This window comes from Salipaludibacillus agaradhaerens (assembly GCF_002019735.1).
Classification (GTDB): Bacteria; Bacillota; Bacilli; order Bacillales; family Salisediminibacteriaceae; genus Salipaludibacillus; species Salipaludibacillus agaradhaerens.
This window is the reverse complement of record NZ_KV917378.1, coordinates 3,360,385-3,377,653: the sequence shown is the minus strand read 5'-3', so window position 1 is coordinate 3,377,653 and position 17,269 is coordinate 3,360,385. Positions and strand designations below refer to the sequence as shown.

At 37.5% G+C, this 17,269-nt stretch carries 15 protein-coding genes; 4 read left to right on the top strand and 11 right to left on the bottom strand.

The genetic code is table 11. From position 1 onward, the window contains the following. The first annotated feature begins 8 nt into the window (after positions 1 to 8). Positions 9 to 1,775, top strand: a complete 1,767-nt coding sequence (locus BK581_RS15625; RefSeq protein ID WP_078579037.1) for a TcaA second domain-containing protein — start codon at positions 9 to 11, stop codon at positions 1,773 to 1,775. A gap of 132 nt (positions 1,776 to 1,907) precedes the next feature. On the opposite strand, the gene BK581_RS15620 is transcribed toward BK581_RS15625, so the two are convergent. The 7 genes from BK581_RS15620 to BK581_RS15590 form a co-directional block, all read right to left on the bottom strand. Further along, entirely contained in the window at positions 1,908 to 2,741 is an 834-nt protein-coding gene (locus tag BK581_RS15620; RefSeq protein ID WP_078579036.1) for a S1C family serine protease, read from the bottom strand. 444 nt (positions 2,742 to 3,185) lie between these two features. Next, positions 3,186 to 4,028, bottom strand: a complete 843-nt coding sequence (locus BK581_RS15615) for a hypothetical protein (RefSeq protein WP_078579035.1) — start codon at positions 4,026 to 4,028, stop codon at positions 3,186 to 3,188. A gap of 141 nt (positions 4,029 to 4,169) precedes the next feature. Beyond that, positions 4,170 to 4,502, bottom strand: a complete 333-nt coding sequence (locus BK581_RS15610) for a hypothetical protein (RefSeq protein WP_078579034.1) — start codon at positions 4,500 to 4,502, stop codon at positions 4,170 to 4,172. A 25-nt stretch (positions 4,503 to 4,527) separates the two neighbouring features. Next, entirely contained in the window at positions 4,528 to 6,636 is a 2,109-nt protein-coding gene (locus BK581_RS15605; protein WP_078579033.1) for a DUF6792 domain-containing protein, read from the bottom strand. Between the two features lies 1 nt (position 6,637). Further along, positions 6,638 to 7,267 (bottom strand): hypothetical protein, encoded by a 630-nt coding sequence (locus BK581_RS15600; RefSeq protein WP_078579032.1) that lies wholly within the window; start codon positions 7,265 to 7,267, stop codon positions 6,638 to 6,640. A 166-nt stretch (positions 7,268 to 7,433) separates the two neighbouring features. Beyond that, positions 7,434 to 7,784 (bottom strand): DUF6792 domain-containing protein, encoded by a 351-nt coding sequence (locus BK581_RS15595; protein WP_078579031.1) that lies wholly within the window; start codon positions 7,782 to 7,784, stop codon positions 7,434 to 7,436. A gap of 22 nt (positions 7,785 to 7,806) precedes the next feature. Beyond that, on the bottom strand, positions 7,807 to 8,418 hold the full coding sequence (locus BK581_RS15590; protein WP_078579030.1) for a hypothetical protein: 612 nt from the start codon (positions 8,416 to 8,418) through the stop codon (positions 7,807 to 7,809). A gap of 359 nt (positions 8,419 to 8,777) precedes the next feature. On the opposite strand from BK581_RS15590, the gene BK581_RS15585 reads away from it, so the two are divergent. Beyond that, the gene (locus BK581_RS15585; protein WP_078579029.1) at positions 8,778 to 9,113 is read left to right on the top strand and encodes a DUF5362 family protein; all 336 of its coding nucleotides are present in this window, start codon (positions 8,778 to 8,780) and stop codon (positions 9,111 to 9,113) included. Between the two features lie 123 nt (positions 9,114 to 9,236). Here BK581_RS15585 and BK581_RS15580 read toward each other — a convergent pair whose 3' ends face one another. Beyond that, positions 9,237 to 9,920 carry a response regulator transcription factor gene (locus tag BK581_RS15580; RefSeq protein ID WP_078579028.1) on the bottom strand — a complete coding sequence of 228 codons (684 nt, stop codon included), beginning with the start codon at positions 9,918 to 9,920 and terminating at the stop codon, positions 9,237 to 9,239. A gap of 99 nt (positions 9,921 to 10,019) precedes the next feature. Further along, complete coding sequence (locus tag BK581_RS15575; protein ID WP_078579027.1) at positions 10,020 to 11,708, bottom strand: methyl-accepting chemotaxis protein; 1,689 nt, start codon at positions 11,706 to 11,708, stop codon at positions 10,020 to 10,022. Between the two features lie 299 nt (positions 11,709 to 12,007). Between BK581_RS15575 and BK581_RS20470 the strand changes: the two genes are divergently transcribed. Beyond that, positions 12,008 to 12,139 carry a hypothetical protein gene (locus BK581_RS20470; RefSeq protein ID WP_276327426.1) on the top strand — a complete coding sequence of 44 codons (132 nt, stop codon included), beginning with the start codon at positions 12,008 to 12,010 and terminating at the stop codon, positions 12,137 to 12,139. 559 nt (positions 12,140 to 12,698) lie between these two features. On the opposite strand, the gene galU is transcribed toward BK581_RS20470, so the two are convergent. Further along, entirely contained in the window at positions 12,699 to 13,592 is an 894-nt protein-coding gene (galU, locus tag BK581_RS15570; protein ID WP_078579026.1) for a UTP--glucose-1-phosphate uridylyltransferase GalU, read from the bottom strand. A gap of 1,124 nt (positions 13,593 to 14,716) precedes the next feature. Between galU and BK581_RS15565 the strand changes: the two genes are divergently transcribed. Beyond that, positions 14,717 to 15,676, top strand: a complete 960-nt coding sequence (locus tag BK581_RS15565; protein WP_078579025.1) for an LCP family glycopolymer transferase — start codon at positions 14,717 to 14,719, stop codon at positions 15,674 to 15,676. A 218-nt stretch (positions 15,677 to 15,894) separates the two neighbouring features. Here the strand turns inward: BK581_RS15565 and BK581_RS15560 are convergent, their stop codons facing one another. Next, on the bottom strand, positions 15,895 to 17,016 hold the full coding sequence (locus BK581_RS15560) for an LCP family protein (RefSeq protein WP_245829087.1): 1,122 nt from the start codon (positions 17,014 to 17,016) through the stop codon (positions 15,895 to 15,897). Positions 17,017 to 17,269 lie beyond the last annotated feature (253 nt).

The window sequence follows — 17,269 nt, the reverse complement described above, 5'->3', positions numbered from 1 at the left end:
TCACATCGATGAATTATTGTAAACATTGTGGGGTAGAACAACAGAAAGACAAACGCTTTTGTCCGTCATGTGGTGGCGATTTACGCTCGACTGAATCTGTGGTACCGTCTTCTCCCCGTCCAAGTAAGCCGAAAAAAATAGTTGCCGCTGGATTAATAGGTATTATTGTTCTATTTGGTGTATATAAAACGGGGGACGCCCTTGCTGACGGAACAAAAATCATTGAGCAATTTCGTACAGCTGTAGAAGAAAAAGATCATGACACGGTTTTACAGTACCTCCACCTGGAAGGGACAGATCAACCGTTAACTGAAGACCATGCGAAAGACTTAATTCATTTTTATCATGAGCATGCCCACGCTATGAATGGCTTAAATCACTATTTAGATGAAAAACGTGAGTGGCTGCAAAGAGACTCAAACACATTATCAGCAGCCCATGGAGCATCTTCTGGATTAACAGCACTCACTTTTGAACAAACAGGGAAACGCTGGTTCCTATATGATCGTTATGAATTCGTGCTTCAAGCAATCCCTCTTCAAGTAGAAGTTCATCAAGAAGAGGTTTCATTTAAAGTAGATGGTGACCCTGTAGACTATGAATTAACAGCTGAGGGTTTGTATGATTTAGGTGCGTTCGCCCCAGGGAACTACGAGATCACCGCTGAGCTTGCCACCGATTTTGTTGAACTTGAACACTCTATCCACACTTCTCATTTCTTCGATGCACCTGTCTATCTTCAATTTAATGTCGATGATATTGAGTTAACAGCTAATGTGGACGATGCAGAGTTATTTATAAACGGTGAGACGACCAATATGTTTATCGGGCGTGGTCCTAACTTTGTCGGACCAGTTCTCTTGGATGGTTCAATGGCATTTCATATTGAAAAAGAAACACCGTTCGGACAAGTCTCATCCCTCCCTATTGAAGCTGATCGTAGTTATCTTGACCTTCACCTTGAAGCTAGCGATGCATTGCTTGAAGAGGTCCAATCCGATCTTGAAGCATTGCTCACTGACCATAGCACTAACCTGTATGAGATGACGAATAATCGTATTCAAGTGTTAGAGAATGTACACCTTTTTAAGGAAGGAAGTTATATTGAACAAACTGGCTCGCAATGGTGGCTTTATCTTCAAGTCACTGAGGACTGGCAGCAGGATGAGTCCTGGTATGATGATGACATAGCACTCGTTCCTTACGAAGAGGCATATTACTACGAACTTCTCTATAATACTGGTTCTGAGTCATGGACCTTAATGAATCGTGAAAGAACCTATACAACCTTTACCGGCGATAATCTTACAATCACATTTGATTATGAAGAAGAGCTAAAAGCATTTGTCGCGCGTCAAGAAGAGGCTACAAAAGCAGAGTACCAGGCTGAAGCAGAGACCTATCTCGATTATTTATTTAACGACTTTATCCGCGCAAACGTACGATTAATAAATGGTGGCACTGCTGACGACACGTTTAGTTACATTTATGATGACTCATCTGAATACAAAGAATCTATTACTGATTACGCTGATTACCTAGACGGTCGCAGCATTACCCAAACGTTCATGGGGGCTGACATTCTTGAGGTGAGTCCAGCAGACAATGAGACCTATACAGTCACAACATTTGAAGATTATATTATTTATTATGAAGACGATCATGAAACAAAACGTAAAACGTTTGAATCTCAGTACGAGGTAAAGCTCACCAGTGATGGCTTTAAAGTGGTTGAGTTAATAGAGACTGAGGAACAATCAAGTGAAGATTGGTAGATGAACCACCAACCATTTAAAAAACGGCTCTCACATAAGTGAGGGCCGTTCTTAATCACTGGGTTTTGTCCAAGCCTCTATATCTTTAATTAATAGCTTATGAGAGTTTATTTCCTTTCCTTCTTCGAACTGTCAACTTATGAGATCCTCAATGATTTCTTCTAGTTTGTATAGCGGAACACTATAGCCCACTGCATTTTCACCAAACGTTCTGGCGGCATTCATTCCGATAATCACTTGATCATTTTCTGAAATTAAGGGACCGCCACTACTTCCTTCTATAATATCAGCTGATATTTCATATAGATCTTCATATTCGTATTCTTCTATCAATAAGTTTTCCTCCGTTGTGATGATCTCCCCATACGTCACAGTATTTTGCATACCTTCTGGGCTTCCGATTGTTAGAACATCTTCTCCCGCTCCATATTGTTGATCGGTTTCTAGTGGGAATGGCTCAAACCCATCTAGTTCTGGTACATAAAGCACAGCCACATCCATAAACTCAGATATCCCTTCAACCGTCGCTTCATAATGTGTATCATCCTCGGCTATAACAGAGGCAAAGGCACTATCATTAATAACATGGGCACTCGTAATCACATGTCCTTCGTTATTATATAAGAATCCGGACCCTTGTTCTTCCGTTGTAACAATGGTGTAAACAGATTGCTGGGCTTCTTCAATCATACTCGCTGTACTAAGTTCCTCGTCTTGCTCTTTAAAAAATGTGGGAAGTGGCTTATCTACGTTGCTATCCAGTACTGGACTTTTTCGTTCTTTTAAAAGTTCAACCGTGATATGAGAGGAGTTAGAAGAGAATGCCTGATAAGTAACTATACCAATAAACGATGCAAAAACAATAAGTACGACGGCCCCCAAAACTCCCGTCTTTCTTTGACGGGCATCGCTTAAACCCTTTTTCTCAGCCCTTCCTCGTCTTTTTCCACATATTCCACGTACCATTTGTGAACCCCCTATCCCCAAATGATAGCCTTACCTTTCGTACATCATTTAGGGATGGCAAGACTGTCATTACAAATACGTTAATAGAATTTAATTGCTGTCTATATTCCCCGTTATTCAATCATCTAATCAGATGATTGATCTGGCTCAACATAGAAAGAGAGCTATTTTTTCTTTTGTAAAACGATAGAAGATGAGCACATTTTTTAGCTTAGAGCGAGAATACGATAATTAATTAGCCTTTCTATCACTAAGCGGTCATCTAAAAGCAACCCTTAGTAAATACTAAAAACAAACCATCAATCAGTGGAAGTTTTCGTTGTTCTTCCACTGATTGATGGTTTAGTGAATCAGGACTTTAGCGGCCGTTTTCTCTCACCTAAATAGCTTGCCTCTCTATTTTAAGGCGGGAGGTTTACGGACGGTTATTTATGCTAAACTCGTTCAGCTGCCAGACTCAATCCGGATGTTTATATATGTACGGTCATCATAAGAGATTTTACCATTTGTGACGCCTCTAACGGATACATTGTCATGAATGCATAACGGATCACGTTGTAATACGTGTTCCAAATGGGACTCCGTTTCTGTTAGTGTAGCAAAAATGTGCGGGTAACCGTCGGAAGCAAGCGCCAGAGAGATGATGCCAACAAGCACTTCCACCGTTTGGAAGCTTTCCATATATAACGGTTCACCATTAATCACTTCATAGCTAAAAGGCTGTGAAGGCGGTTGATTAGTGAAAGCATATTGGGCTTGAATTAACGGCTTAATTTTCTCAAAACTTGTGTCTGACGCTACAATGTCCGCCACTGATTTATCTTTGGCTAATTCTGCTTCTACTAGTAACCGTCTTGCTTGTGAGGCGACAGCATCCACTTCTTTTGCATGCTGATAATGCTGACCGTTCACATAGCATTGACAATCACCGATGAGCCATACTTTTCGAGCATAGCCACTGTATAAAGCCATTGTAGCTGAAGGGCGTAAAAACGGTTTTGTTTTAATAACCTCCGTTAACTGATACTCACGATAAAATAAAGCATAGCTGTCGTTTATTTGCGTGATAATGTCTTCAATGGTTTCAGGCCCTTGCAAGCTTTCAATCGTCTGTTTAATGAGCTGTGCCGCATGCTGACCAGGCGTTTTGCCGTCAATTAATTGGCCTGATACGTTTGTGGCACCATCGATGACCGCGGCGTAGTTATCAGTCACACAATATGTATCTTCCATGTCTTTCTCGAATCCTGTTTTTGATTTAGAGACATACTCGATTAACTGTGGCATTGGCTGTCCTCTCCTTTTATCCATGGGTCAAGTATCTCGTGAATGATTATAGCACGGGAATCCAATGTTTTTTATGGCAACAAAAAAACGCTATTTCCAGATGCATGCCTTACATCATGATATAGCGTACAAAGTAAGTGACTATGACCCCACACCTGTTTCGATTTCGTCATAATACACCGTTATTTTTTGAAATCTCATAGCGTTCAAATGCTTTATATACGCGGTTTCTGCTTGATCCATTACTTGCTGAAAGAGCGCAGCGGTGTCATGATAATTCTTACTCGTTGTCTTTATGTCATCCAACACTTCCGTCACCATCTCGCCATGGGAATGTTGTAACTCTTTTTCAACAAACTTTTTTAGTTCCTCATGTCTCTCTGCAATTCGTTCCAATGACTGGTTAAAAACACCAGCTTTATCTAGTGAGTCTATGTATCTCATAAACTGATAACTAGTGGTCATTTGCCCCATAATTGTATTCCCCTGTTCTCTCTCTTTATTGATAGTTTATTGTAAAAAGGTGGCTTATTTCTTCTTCTTCACTGAATAATGTCTCAATTGATTCCTTGATGAGCTCGACACGTGCCAACGTATCAACCATTTCTTCTTCATAGTACGCGAAAATAGATTCAAAGTTTTCTGTCAATGCGGCTGGGAGAGGATCCACTTCCTCATGAACGGTAATTTTAGTAATTTTCCAAACTTTTTCTGCACTAGGAGGCGTGTGACCAAGCAATTCCTGTTGATAAGACCGAGGAGATTGCTCCATGTTATTCATTTTTGTTGTGAGCACTCTTTTCCAGTCGTTAAATCCTTCTTCATATTCTGATTCATATAAGCGTTTAAGTTTTGCAACTTCTGACTTAATTTCATCACATGTTGACTGGCCTTTTTGATAAATTCTAACTGCTGACGATATGTTCACTTTAATAGGTTGATTCGCCCCAATGAAGGATCGCATCGCCGAAACCCCTGCCAACCCAAGCCCTAACATAGGGAATAGTTTACCGAGACCTTTTCCCCTACCCATTACGTCACGCAATTCACTCAACAGTGACTCGCCCGACTTTGGCATCTCTTTTAAGCGATCAAGAAGGCTATCTCCTTTTTGTAAGACGTCCTGAGGTTTAATAAAATACATATCCCCGCCTTCATACACTCTCGTCACATTTCCCTCACTGTTTTTTCCAAGAGCATTGACGACATGGTTCATTTTATGAGCCTCACCACTTAATCCAAAATAGTCCATTAATCCTTCTGTATGGAGCTTAAGATTGTCAACGTTAGCCATGATGTTGTTGACTTCTTGGTAAATGTAATAACCTGACCGTATTAAATTAATCCAACCTTGATTTAGAGACCCATTTAGATACATTTTTATATTGCCGACACTTTCTAAAATTTCACCTAAGCTTCGCTTAATTTCCTGTCGTTCAACGGGGGTGATTACCTCCAAGTCTACAAGAGCATCTAATAACGGATCAATATTGTTATAGAGCACGACTAAATCATCATATAGCTGAGGAATTTTCTCACCCATATCCCGTAACATTGGTCCAAACCCACGCGCTAAGTCGGCACTTGATTCTCTTGTATCCCAAGCTGCTTTGAATATATTACTTTCTGAATGGGAACTAAATATTTCTTTTAAATCATCAAGTAAATCGAACCTAAATCCCGTGATCTCACGTATGGCACCATCAAAGCCATCTTTGTTATAACCTTGTACAAATTGTGCAAAATAAAGGCGGACAATTCTCATATCCTCGTCAGAAATATGACTCATAAAGTCATGTAACCCATCAAAGCCTTCAATAGAATTCATCGGATCACCAACACCAATATCAATAAATCCCGACAGCCCCCACATCGCATATAGAAGGTCTTCTTCCATATTCAATCGGTTAATCGTCGTCTCATCAATACGCTCTTTATAATACGCTTCCGTAAACTCCTTAAGTTCAGTGGGATCAATGTCGTAGATGGCGTTGAAGTTATTTTCTAAATCTAGTTTGAACATTGCATTTAATTCATTTGCAAATATAGAGTCAATAGATGCCAATTGATATATGCTAGGAGGAATGTGGTTTACTGCGTAGACATTATCAAATTGGCCAGTAATAAGCTGTAAAGTAGTAATGAGGTTTCCTCCTAGAGAGTGTCCCATACCTATACTCTTTATAGGTATGGGAGAATCATTAGATTTATTGACCTCTTTAGTCACTAACTCTGTAAACCTTTTTGCATCAGATATTTGACTATCATTTTGTCCTAACCCTATACCAAATAAATTATAAAACCAATCTTTTGGCTTCCAGCTATCTTTTTCGCTCCCTTCACTACCACGGGTAATGGTATACACTTGATTAATCCCTTTTTCTTCATCGTAAAAGTGAATAGCTGAGCCATCAAAACCTGAGTAATAATCCCCTTTTTGAAGCTCAGAAAAGTCATTTGATGAGTAGATCGTAATATTGGCGGGTGGTTCAGTACCGGTTTCTTCTATATAAATGCGGCGGATTTCTGATTCGGTTAATTCTTTATATTCCATTTGGATAATTCTCGCTCTTACAGAGTCTGAACCCAGCACTTCCTTATTTGTCATATCAATCACCATCTTTAAATTCAATTGATGTCATTATTTTCTTTGCAACCTCTTCCTCGTATCCCACGTCTATTTCACATTCTTCACCACTATCTAAGCATGATGCTGAATAAATAAACATTATTCCTTGAGTACTATTCTCAGATTTTATAAAACTAATAAAATAATGATTTTCTATCCCATTAAGTGTTTCATAAACATAACTAGCATAATTGTATACATTACCCTCTAATTCGAATGTTTCATACTCTCCTTCATAACCTGCTTTCATAGAAAGAACACTCAAATTAATATCGATATTTTCCATGGAGGGGTTATTTTCATATGTTATTCTTATTCCTGAGGTAATATTTTTTTCTTCTTTTTGATTAGCAACACTATAACGCTCATATTCGTTAGCTGGTTTATAATAAGTTCCATCCCCAATACGTGCATTAGTCGGAAATAACATCGTATATCCGCCAGTCCCTGATTCAAATGTATAATATCCTTCTTCTGTTTCCGTCGTCGACTGCATAAACTCACTTGTAAATTCATCTTGGAACGCTCGTGTGTCTGGCACGTTAACGTCACATCCTCCCATTATCACCATTAACAACATCATATGTATAATCATAAACTTAAGTCGCAACGACATTCTCCTCTCAACATAACGTCTCTCTTTCTAATTTTTACAATAAACCCCTTATCTTTTCAATCGTTTATAGGGAAATTATTTAAAAACAGGACATTCGTTATATATAACAATAGATTATATTATTGTTTCAACCAAATCCCACAACTAATTTAATATGTCTTTATAACCATTTTACACTGAGTTTATTATGAGGAAATAGTCTATCCCACCTAAAAGATTTCCAACTGTCTTTCTCGCTTTCTTCACTGCCACGGGTAATGGTATACACTTGATTGATTCCTTTTTCTTCATCATAAAAATGAATAGCTGAGCCATCAAAACCTGAGTAATAATCCCCTTCTCGAAGCTCGGGGAAATCCTCTGATGAGTAGATGGTGATATTGGCAGGTGGTTCAGTACCTGTTTCTTCTATATAAATACGGCGTATTTCTGATTCGGTTATCTCTTTATATTCCATTTGGATCATTCTTGCTCTCACTTGATCCGAATCAAGAATTTCTCTGTTTCCCATCCCTCTCAACACCTTTTACATATCATTTAAACTCAATTGACGTCATAATTTTTTTAATTTTTTCTTCTTCACTTTTAATCTCTATCTCACAGTATTTATCATTATCTAAACAAGAAATATTGCTAATAAATTCAATCCCTTTTTTATCATTATCCGCCTTAATATAGCCAAAAATAAAATAGGCATTACTTGCCTTTATCTCCCTTTTGGCATAATAGTACGTTTTATTATTTTGTTTAAATATATTATATTCACCATCATAATTAACTCTGTTTGATAATATTTTTAAATATGTATCTATCCTCTCTGTCGTTCCCCGATCTTCGTATGTTAACTTAAAACCATAAGCCAAATTATCTTTTTCGTTTCTTACACCAAACGTAAAGATTTCATTGAAATCATTTTGGTTGTAATATGTGGCGTCATCTATTTGTCCTTCTATAGGAAACAACATCGTATACCCGCCAGTCCCTGATTCAAATGTATAGTAACCTTCTTCTGTTTCCGACGTTGACTGCATAAACTCACTTGTAAATTCATCTTGAAACGCTTGTGTGTCTGGCACGTTAACGTCACATCCTCCCATTATCACCATTAACAACATCATATGTATAAGCATAAACTTAAGTCGCAACGACATTCTCCTTTCAACATAACGTCTCTCTTTCTAATTTTTGCAATAATCTCCTTATCTTTTCAATCATTTATAGGGAAATTATTTAAAAACAGGACATTCGGTGTATGTCAGAATAGAGAACGTTATTATTTCCCTAAAATTCATAACTAATCTAACGTGCCTTTATCATCATATCGTTACAAATACTTTATAAATAATTGTAAGTAACCTCTTGTCTGACTTCATGATGACACAATGTACCTAGGCATTTACTTAATCTATGCTGTGTTTGTTAAAAAATAGGACGATACTACCTCGATTATTTAGCAGCTTCTATCATACAATTAGTAAGTTATTAAAAAGGAGAGTGAAATTAGTTGGAAAACATCATGAATCGAATCTCAATATGGGGAAAAATCTGTGGAATAGGGTCCATTATATTAGGGGCAATGTCAGTCATAATAAGTCTTATGGCCTCTTCCTTTTCTGGTCTCATTACTGGTGTTGTGACAGCATTTTTGGGCTATCTACTCTATAAGGCGGGTACTGAAGCAAGACGATATTTAGAAACATCATCAGAAGATGCTATCGAACACTTGCTTGAGCATTTTGCGAAGTATCTACTCATTAGTGGTATTTTATTAATTTTTTCTATCATAACGACTGTTTTCAGTCTATTCGTAATCTTACAGGGTGTAGGCAGTTATTATTAACAATGAAAACCATTTAAGATCGGCTTAGATATATAGGATGAAAATGGAATGAACAGCGATGAGAATAAATAATATTACCTTAATTTTATTGCTAAATGTATTCCATTTCATCTTTTAACAGTTTTACTTAATACTCGACACCCAGTTACTTCGGATAGCTTTCACGACAGCTTCTGTACGATCATTCGCATTTAAAATCATTAAAATTCTCCCAATGACATTATTAATTGTTGAAGGGGCAAAATACATTTCGTTTGCAATCTCACCCGTAGATTTACCGTTTATTAATTTTTCTAAGACGATTTTTTCGTTTTCTTTCAAAATACCTTCAATCTGTTTGTCATTTAGAACGAATTTTTTTATTGGTTTACTTTTATGCTTGATAGTGAAGATATCTTCAGCTACCACCTTGTGAAGCTCTGGATCTAGTAAAAACGGGTAACTATCAAAAAACGTCGCTACAGAATCCATATAGATTTTAAATGTATTAGTAAAGATAAGACCATGAATTGGTAATATAAGTAACTTACTTATACATTCCGTATTATATAAAGGGTTTGTCACTAAAACGATTTTTCCTCTGAACGTCTTCCCTACACCTTTGATAATGGAAGTGAGAAAGTCCACATCCTCCTCTTGATGAACATAGTAAAATACAAGGTTTGCTGTAAGTGGGACATCATTAAATGATGAGACCACAGGGCAGTGTACATCTAATACCTCATCCCTGTACTGGTATTTAAATTTGCCGTCAGGATCTATTAAAGCTGCCATACATTTCACATTTTCTGTTTGACCTACTTCCATTATCGTCACCTTCTTTAACCTATTTTATATATATGCATGAGGATCATTTTTCTCTTCTCAAATCTAAAGAGCATGATGATCCTCAAACAAAGGTCCAATCTATGAGACTTTAAATTTACTAGCAAGCGTTTGAAGGTCTTCCGCCCGCTGTGCAAGTCCAGCAGAAGCTTTTGAAATTTCATCCATCGTGGCATTTTGTTCTTCAGCACCTGCTGCCACATGGTCAGCGCTATTTGTAAAGCTTTTTGTTTTTTCAGAAATCCGTTCCATTTCTTCTGCCATACGAGCTGTGGATTGAATCGCACTGTCCGAAACAGTCATTGTCTCTTTAACGGCTTCATTCATATTTTTAACAGCATTCAGAATTTGATGGAAGGATTGATCAGCTTCAGTAATTGACGCCATCCCATTTTTGAATGTGGTTTTCCCTTGCTCCATTTCATGTGACGCTCTGCCCATATCCGTTTGAATAACACCGATTCTTTGTTGAATACTGGCTGCTGATTCAGCAGAGACTTCAGCTAGTTTTCTCACTTCATCTGCTACTACCGCAAACCCTTTTCCATGTTCTCCAGCCCTTGCTGCTTCTATAGCTGCATTTAATGCTAGTAAGTTTGTTTGTTCAGCAATATCTGTAATCACTTCCACGATATTTCCAATCTCTTCTGACTGTTTTGTCAGCTTCCCAATGACATCTGCTAAACTATCGTTTTGACTTTGAATCACACTCATTTGATCCATTGTGCCGGCTAAAACTTCGTTACCTTTATTAGAATAATCATTAACCTCGTTCGCTTTTTCTTGAACATTATGAAGTCGGTTTGAAATTGTTTTATTATCTTCTTTCACTTCATCCGCATTAGTTTTAGCGGTTACTACATATTCTGTTTGTTCCGCCGCCCCTTCAGATACTTCTACAATGGATGTGGTAATTTCTTCAGAAGCAGAGCGAGATTCTTCAGCACTTGCCATCAACTGTTCTGAAGTAGCAGCCACTTGCTCTGAAGAAGAAATAACGTCTGTTAGCATAGTCCTTAAGTTTAATGACATAGTTTGAAAATTGTCAGCTAACGTTCCAATTTCATCTTTTCTCTTCGTCAGTGTTCCCATATCACCTGTCAAGTCACCTGCGGCTATTTTTTCTGTAAAGCGACCTAATTCATGTAGCGGTTTTATGATTGACTTTCCTTGGAAGTATGCATAAATAACGGCTACAACAATCGTGACACCTACTGCTATAAGTAATAACATCAGTACCAATTGATAACTATTGTTACTTGCTTCATACAAATTGGTCGAAATGTCTTCATTTAAATCAATTAACTCTCTGAGCTGGTCGCTTGCACGACCAAAAGGTTCTCCGCCTCTCCCCAAGCCGGCTTGGGCTTCTGAATAATCGTCATTTCGAATTAGTGCAATATTTTGTTTTACGATCTCATCAAAACCATTCCAATTATTAACAAAATCATCAAAAAGCTGTTGTTCAGATGAATCATGAATATTCGAATGATAGTTTTCAAGCAATTCATGAATATCTTCTAGGTTTTGCTCAGCTCGTTCAGTTAACTCTTCGTTTTGATTTAATACAGCGCTCACCATTTGTACACGTGTGTTTTCTGCTAACTGGCTAATTTCTGCTAATGTGGTAAGTGGTACGACCCTCTCTTCGTACATACTATCCACGTTTTCATGCACATGATTCACACCAATAAAAACTAAAATCCCCGTCATAATGATAAGCCCTATCATGACACCATAAGATAAAAATAACTTCCAATAGATACTCAATTAACGTCCCTCCAAAATGACTTCTAATACTTTTTTATTTATAAACTAGTTCAATATTACTAGATTTTTTCACTCGCGCATAGAGAAAGTTAGTTTTAAAGTGTAATATACCTAGTTCTTTAGATGTGTATAGGTATTTTACATTTACTTTATGTTGAAGTGTCTGTTGTCTGAAATCACGGATCGTTGATTAGTTAAAAACGAGATCTGGGAAATATAAAGGGTGAGGGAACTTCATGTCCAAGAAATATATCTTTGAAATGTAAGTGTGCAGTGGAAAATGGTGAGTCTAGGAGGATGTGTACACTGAAATTTCCATCTATTCATTAGGAGCGCGAACCAGCGGGAAAGTATCTGTTCTTAGCGAAAGAGCCACCTATGAGTTTTTTACAGGTGTATGTTACTATGATGAATTTGGTTTATATATGTAAAATTTTCAAACGTCAAGAGGCGTTTATTAAGGGGGGATGGGGTGAGATACAATTTCTTTAGTAGCCGTATAGAAAATCAATAGCGAAATCATAAAACAAACCTTCAATTAGGACATTAGGGTCCGTTATCTCCTCTCTATTTTGAAGCAGGAGGTTTAGGACGGTTAATCTGTGATTAAACCTGAAAGCCTCTTATTATAGGCAGATGGCTTAAACAGCCTTTTAATCATCAGGGCAAACACATAACGATACGGTGTCATCGACTCAACTTAATCGAAAGAAGCATAAAAAAGCCTGGATGCGCAGTCCAATAAAGGAGGTCATCCAGACTATAATAGTTTAACTACACAAAATAGAGTTAGCTCTCCTCTCTATTTTGATCCAGATTTACGGATACTTTTCTGTATAAAGCTAAGCTTCAATCAGGTTTTACTGCCCCTTAAGAGTGGGATAAAGAAGATTCCCCTTTTTCATGCGTTTTACTTTAGCTTCATCTATCTCCATACATGTCACATCATAACCAGTACCTACTACCGCTAGTGTTCTCATAAAGGTCCTTCTATGATTCTTTCACTAATTGTTTTTTTATGACACTTTCTAAATACGTAAGCATATCTCCTTGTAAATCTTCACGTTGTAACGCAAAGTCGACAGTGGCTTTCACAAAACCTAGTTTATCCCCCACATCATAACGGTCACCAGTAAATTCATAGGCAAGCACCACCTGTTCCTCGTTCAATTTTTTTATGGCATCTGTTAATTGAATTTCATTTCCAGCACCTGGTGGCAATTCGTCTAAAATGGTGAAGATTTCTGGTCTTAAAACGTAACGGCCCATAATGGCGTAGCGAGATGGCGCTTCTTCTCGTTTAGGTTTTTCCACTAAATCAGCGACGTGGATAACCCCTTCATCTACGTCGGATGTTTTTGGTGCAACGATCCCATATTTTGATACTTCCTCTTCTGGAACAGGTTGGACACCTACAACAGATGAATTATATCGTTCAAAGACATCAACTAATTGTTTAAGACATGGTGTATCCTTTGTTTGCACAATGTCATCGCCAAGAAGGACAGCAAAAGGTTCGTTGCCAATGAAATGTTTTGCACAATTAATCGCATGCCCTAGTCCCTTCGGCTCTTTTTGCCGAATGTAATGGATATTTGCCAAATTAGAGATAGCTTGAATTTCGTCAAGCATGACCATCTTTTGTTTTTTTAGCAAGGTTTCTTCAAGCTCGTAAGATTTATCAAAATGATCCTCTATGGCTCGCTTTCCACGTCCGCTAACAATTAAAATATCTTCAATACCAGATTGAATCGCTTCTTCCACAATGTATTGAATAGTCGGTTTGTCAACGATCGGAAGCATTTCTTTCGGCTGTGCTTTCGTGGCTGGTAAAAAACGAGTTCCGAGACCAGCTGCAGGGATAATTGCTTTTCTGACTTTCATGAGTGACTCACTCCTCTAATTCATTTCTTACAGTTCATTTAGTAAACTTTAAAACTATAATATGACTCGTACCAATTTTGAAGAATTACATGAACCTCGCATCTTTTTAGAATACATCACTATCTGTGTAGCTTGAATCTTTCTTTATCGAAGCAAAATTTCTTTTTTGCTTATAGAACGAGATGGTGTGATGAACTCCACCAATCTACCAAGATTATGATCACCTATATTATACACTTTATATAGCTTATAACTAGAGTTAGAAGTAGGAATTTCTCAAGCCATTTCTGTACCAGTTTGTGAAGGTAAATTAATTAGCTCTAACTATCCGTCTACTATACCATTAATGTATGTAAAACACCTTATTAAAAAGCCTTTATTGGCACTTTTATCGTGTTACTTCACCAAATTTCTTGTAATAGCATACAGCATACTGACATATAAAAAACGAATATAGAGTTACCGCTGCTCATCTAATTTTTTCGTTGCATATATAGACTAACATGGCGATTCAAATTGGCAGTCGCTGAAAGTTATCGTTAAAGACAGAGTCGAAACCAAATTTCATCCTACAAAACGCCCGTTCAATCAGTGGCGCTTTCGCTCAGCTCTCTAATTTGAGCAGGGAGATTTACGGACGCTTATCTGTGATGAAACAAGCAATGACCGGTTGGATTTAACACATCCAATCAATCATTGCTTGTTTTTAATTCATAATTTTTAATAGTACATCATCTGGTTTCTTCACCTATTTTAGCTTCTACCACTCTTTAATTAAGTATCATATTTTCCAACTATTTAGTAAACAGAAGATTCCCATGACTATTTCTAGATCTAGATTATTTATCATAAAACGAACCTTCAATTAGCGGGGGTTTTACGGACAACTTACTTATGATAAACATCGATACTTGTATTGACTCACTAATGGCAAGCAGGCAAAGCACTTGCTCACTTTTTCAAGTCTAGTACAGCTCCCCCTTATCCAAGCAGCAGAATTCACCCAAAAAACCATATCACAGGCTAGTTATTATTTTTTTTCAGAATCTTTTAAAATTTGATTGCTAAGTTATAGCAATCTTATTATACTAAAATTGTAACCATTTAAAAAGTGGGGGGATTCGATGAAAAAAGTAATGATTATTTTAGGAGCGTTGTTTTTAGTCAGCCTATTAGCTGTAGGAGGGTACGGGTTTTATCTCTATAAATCTGTCCAAACAACGGTCAATTCTAGTATGCATACAGAACTTAACCGCGAAAAACCCGATTTGAGAGAATTTGTAGTCAATATGGAAGCGCGAGAACCTGTATCGTTTTTACTACTCGGTGTTGATGCGGAAGAATCCACCTCAGGGCGTACAGATACAATGATGGTAGTCACAGTTAACCCTGATGATGAATCTATGAGAATGGTAAGTATTCCCCGAGACACCCGTATGGATATACCTGGGCTCGGTAAACAAGACAAAGTAAATCATGCTTTTGCATTTGGCGGTCCAGATATGGCAATTGCAGCTATCGAAAACTACCTAGATATCCCTATTGATTATTTCTTAACAGTCAATATGGACGGTTTTCAAGAGATGGTCGATGCGCTCGGTGGTGTTAGTGTTCAAAATGAACTAGTTTTTTCACAAAACGGGCATGAATTTAATGAAGGCGAGCTTTTCTTAAATGGTGATCAAGCCTTAGCTTATGCACGTATGCGAAAAGAAGATCCACGAGGCGACCTTGGCCGAAATGAACGCCAACGACAAATCGTACATGGCATGATTAAAGAAGGCGCTCAACTAAGCTCAATAACCCGTGCACAGTCTATCTTAGATGCCTTAGGTAACAATATTATGACAAATTTAACATTCGACAATATGGTTAGTTTGCAACAAAACTATATGAGTGCAACACGTAATCAGGAAACACTGGAACTCACAGGAACTGGAGATATGATCGATGGTGTCTGGTACTTAATTGTCCCCGAAGAAGAGCGATTACAGCTCAGCGGTGAACTAAGAACTCATCTTGGCTTGGAGAGCAATGAAAGCTTTGCTCTTACTGAAGAAGATCATGAGGATGAAGAGTCTTAATTAATAGAGCCTGTAGGAGAGGCGGTAAGGTCTCTCCTACTTTTATCAATCGTTCATCATTTCAATCACATATATCACTTTATGTTAGATATATGTGCTCATATACTATTGAAAAACAAAAATTATGGGTTATTTCTTTATATATTTTCTTTATTTAAGCTGTTTTTATCACCGTTTAGTAGTATAACATGTAGCCATAAAGATTGTCCATTATTTTTTTAAAATCCGCTATTACTTTCACCTAGCTGCGGCTGATAGACGTCTGTCTCTTCAGGTACATAGTGATCTTCCGGAGTATCGCTTTCTATACCCTGTCCACCAACATCCCCCTCTGTAGAAGGCTCTTGCGTATCTGTCGGTTCAAGTAAATAACTGTCGATCGTTTGACGTAAACCTAAATGTTTTTGTAACCGCTGTGACACTAATGTAATCGATCGTTCATCTGGTACGAAGTAATAAACACCTTCTTCAATGTAATCTATCCCGTCGTAATTTAACGATTCAATGTTGTCCAGTTCGCTTGCGTATGAGTGCATAGCAACAATATCATTGAAACTGGCATTCGTATCTAAATTACGCTCTATTGTATCCATTAATGAATTAAAACGTGTAATCGTACTAAAGGAGGCCATTTCTCGAATAACAGCTTCTATGACTTCTTTTTGTCGTTCTCCACGTCCAATATCACCTGTAGGATCTGACTTTCTCATTCTGACGTATGCAAGTGCCTCTTCCCCGTTCAATTCCTGTTCACCTTCGTATATCGTCAACGTGCCATAAGTAGCGTTATCTGTTTCAGTAAATGTCATCGGTGAATCAACTGTAATACCACCTATATCATCTATAATTTCCATAAAAGCATCAAAATTAAGTGAAACATAATAATCAACAGGGATATCCAAAAGTTGCTCGACCGTTTCGACAGTCATGTCTATTCCACCGTATGCATGAGCATGGTTGATCTTGTCTTGTTCATACCTGCCGCTAATATTCACTCTAGAATCTCTGGGAATATTCAACATTTTAACAGTGCCTTCATCCGGGTTAAATGTTACGAGGACCATCGCATCTGTTCTTCCACTTAAGTCGCCATCTCGCGTATCTAACCCTAGAAAGAGAATTGAAACAGGATCGATATCGGGATTAACTGCTTCTTCCCGCAGTTCAGAGCGTTCACCTCGTTCAAGCTCTTGTTGGGCACTTGAGGTCACGCTAGCAAGCTGGTGAACCATATAAGCTAAAGCGCCAGCTGCTAAAAGAAACACTCCTAAAAATGTTATAAGCATAATTTTCAAGACAGACCGAGGTCTTTTTTTATTTTTACTAAGAGATCGTGCCATCATGACACTCCTTTTTTATTGTAAACTGGTGTCAAAATTAATCTATATACAGTTTATCATTTATAAAACCTCAATAATCTATTCTACGTTAGAAATTCAAATACGTAAAGATTTATTGATGTTTTTTTCACATTTTCCCTTATTTATGATCATATATTATTAAATAGAAGGTTTTTTTACTAATATTGACGAAATCTTCATCTAAATAATCTTGCTTGTAGAAATGTTTGGTTGTATTGTAGAAAAGAGAATG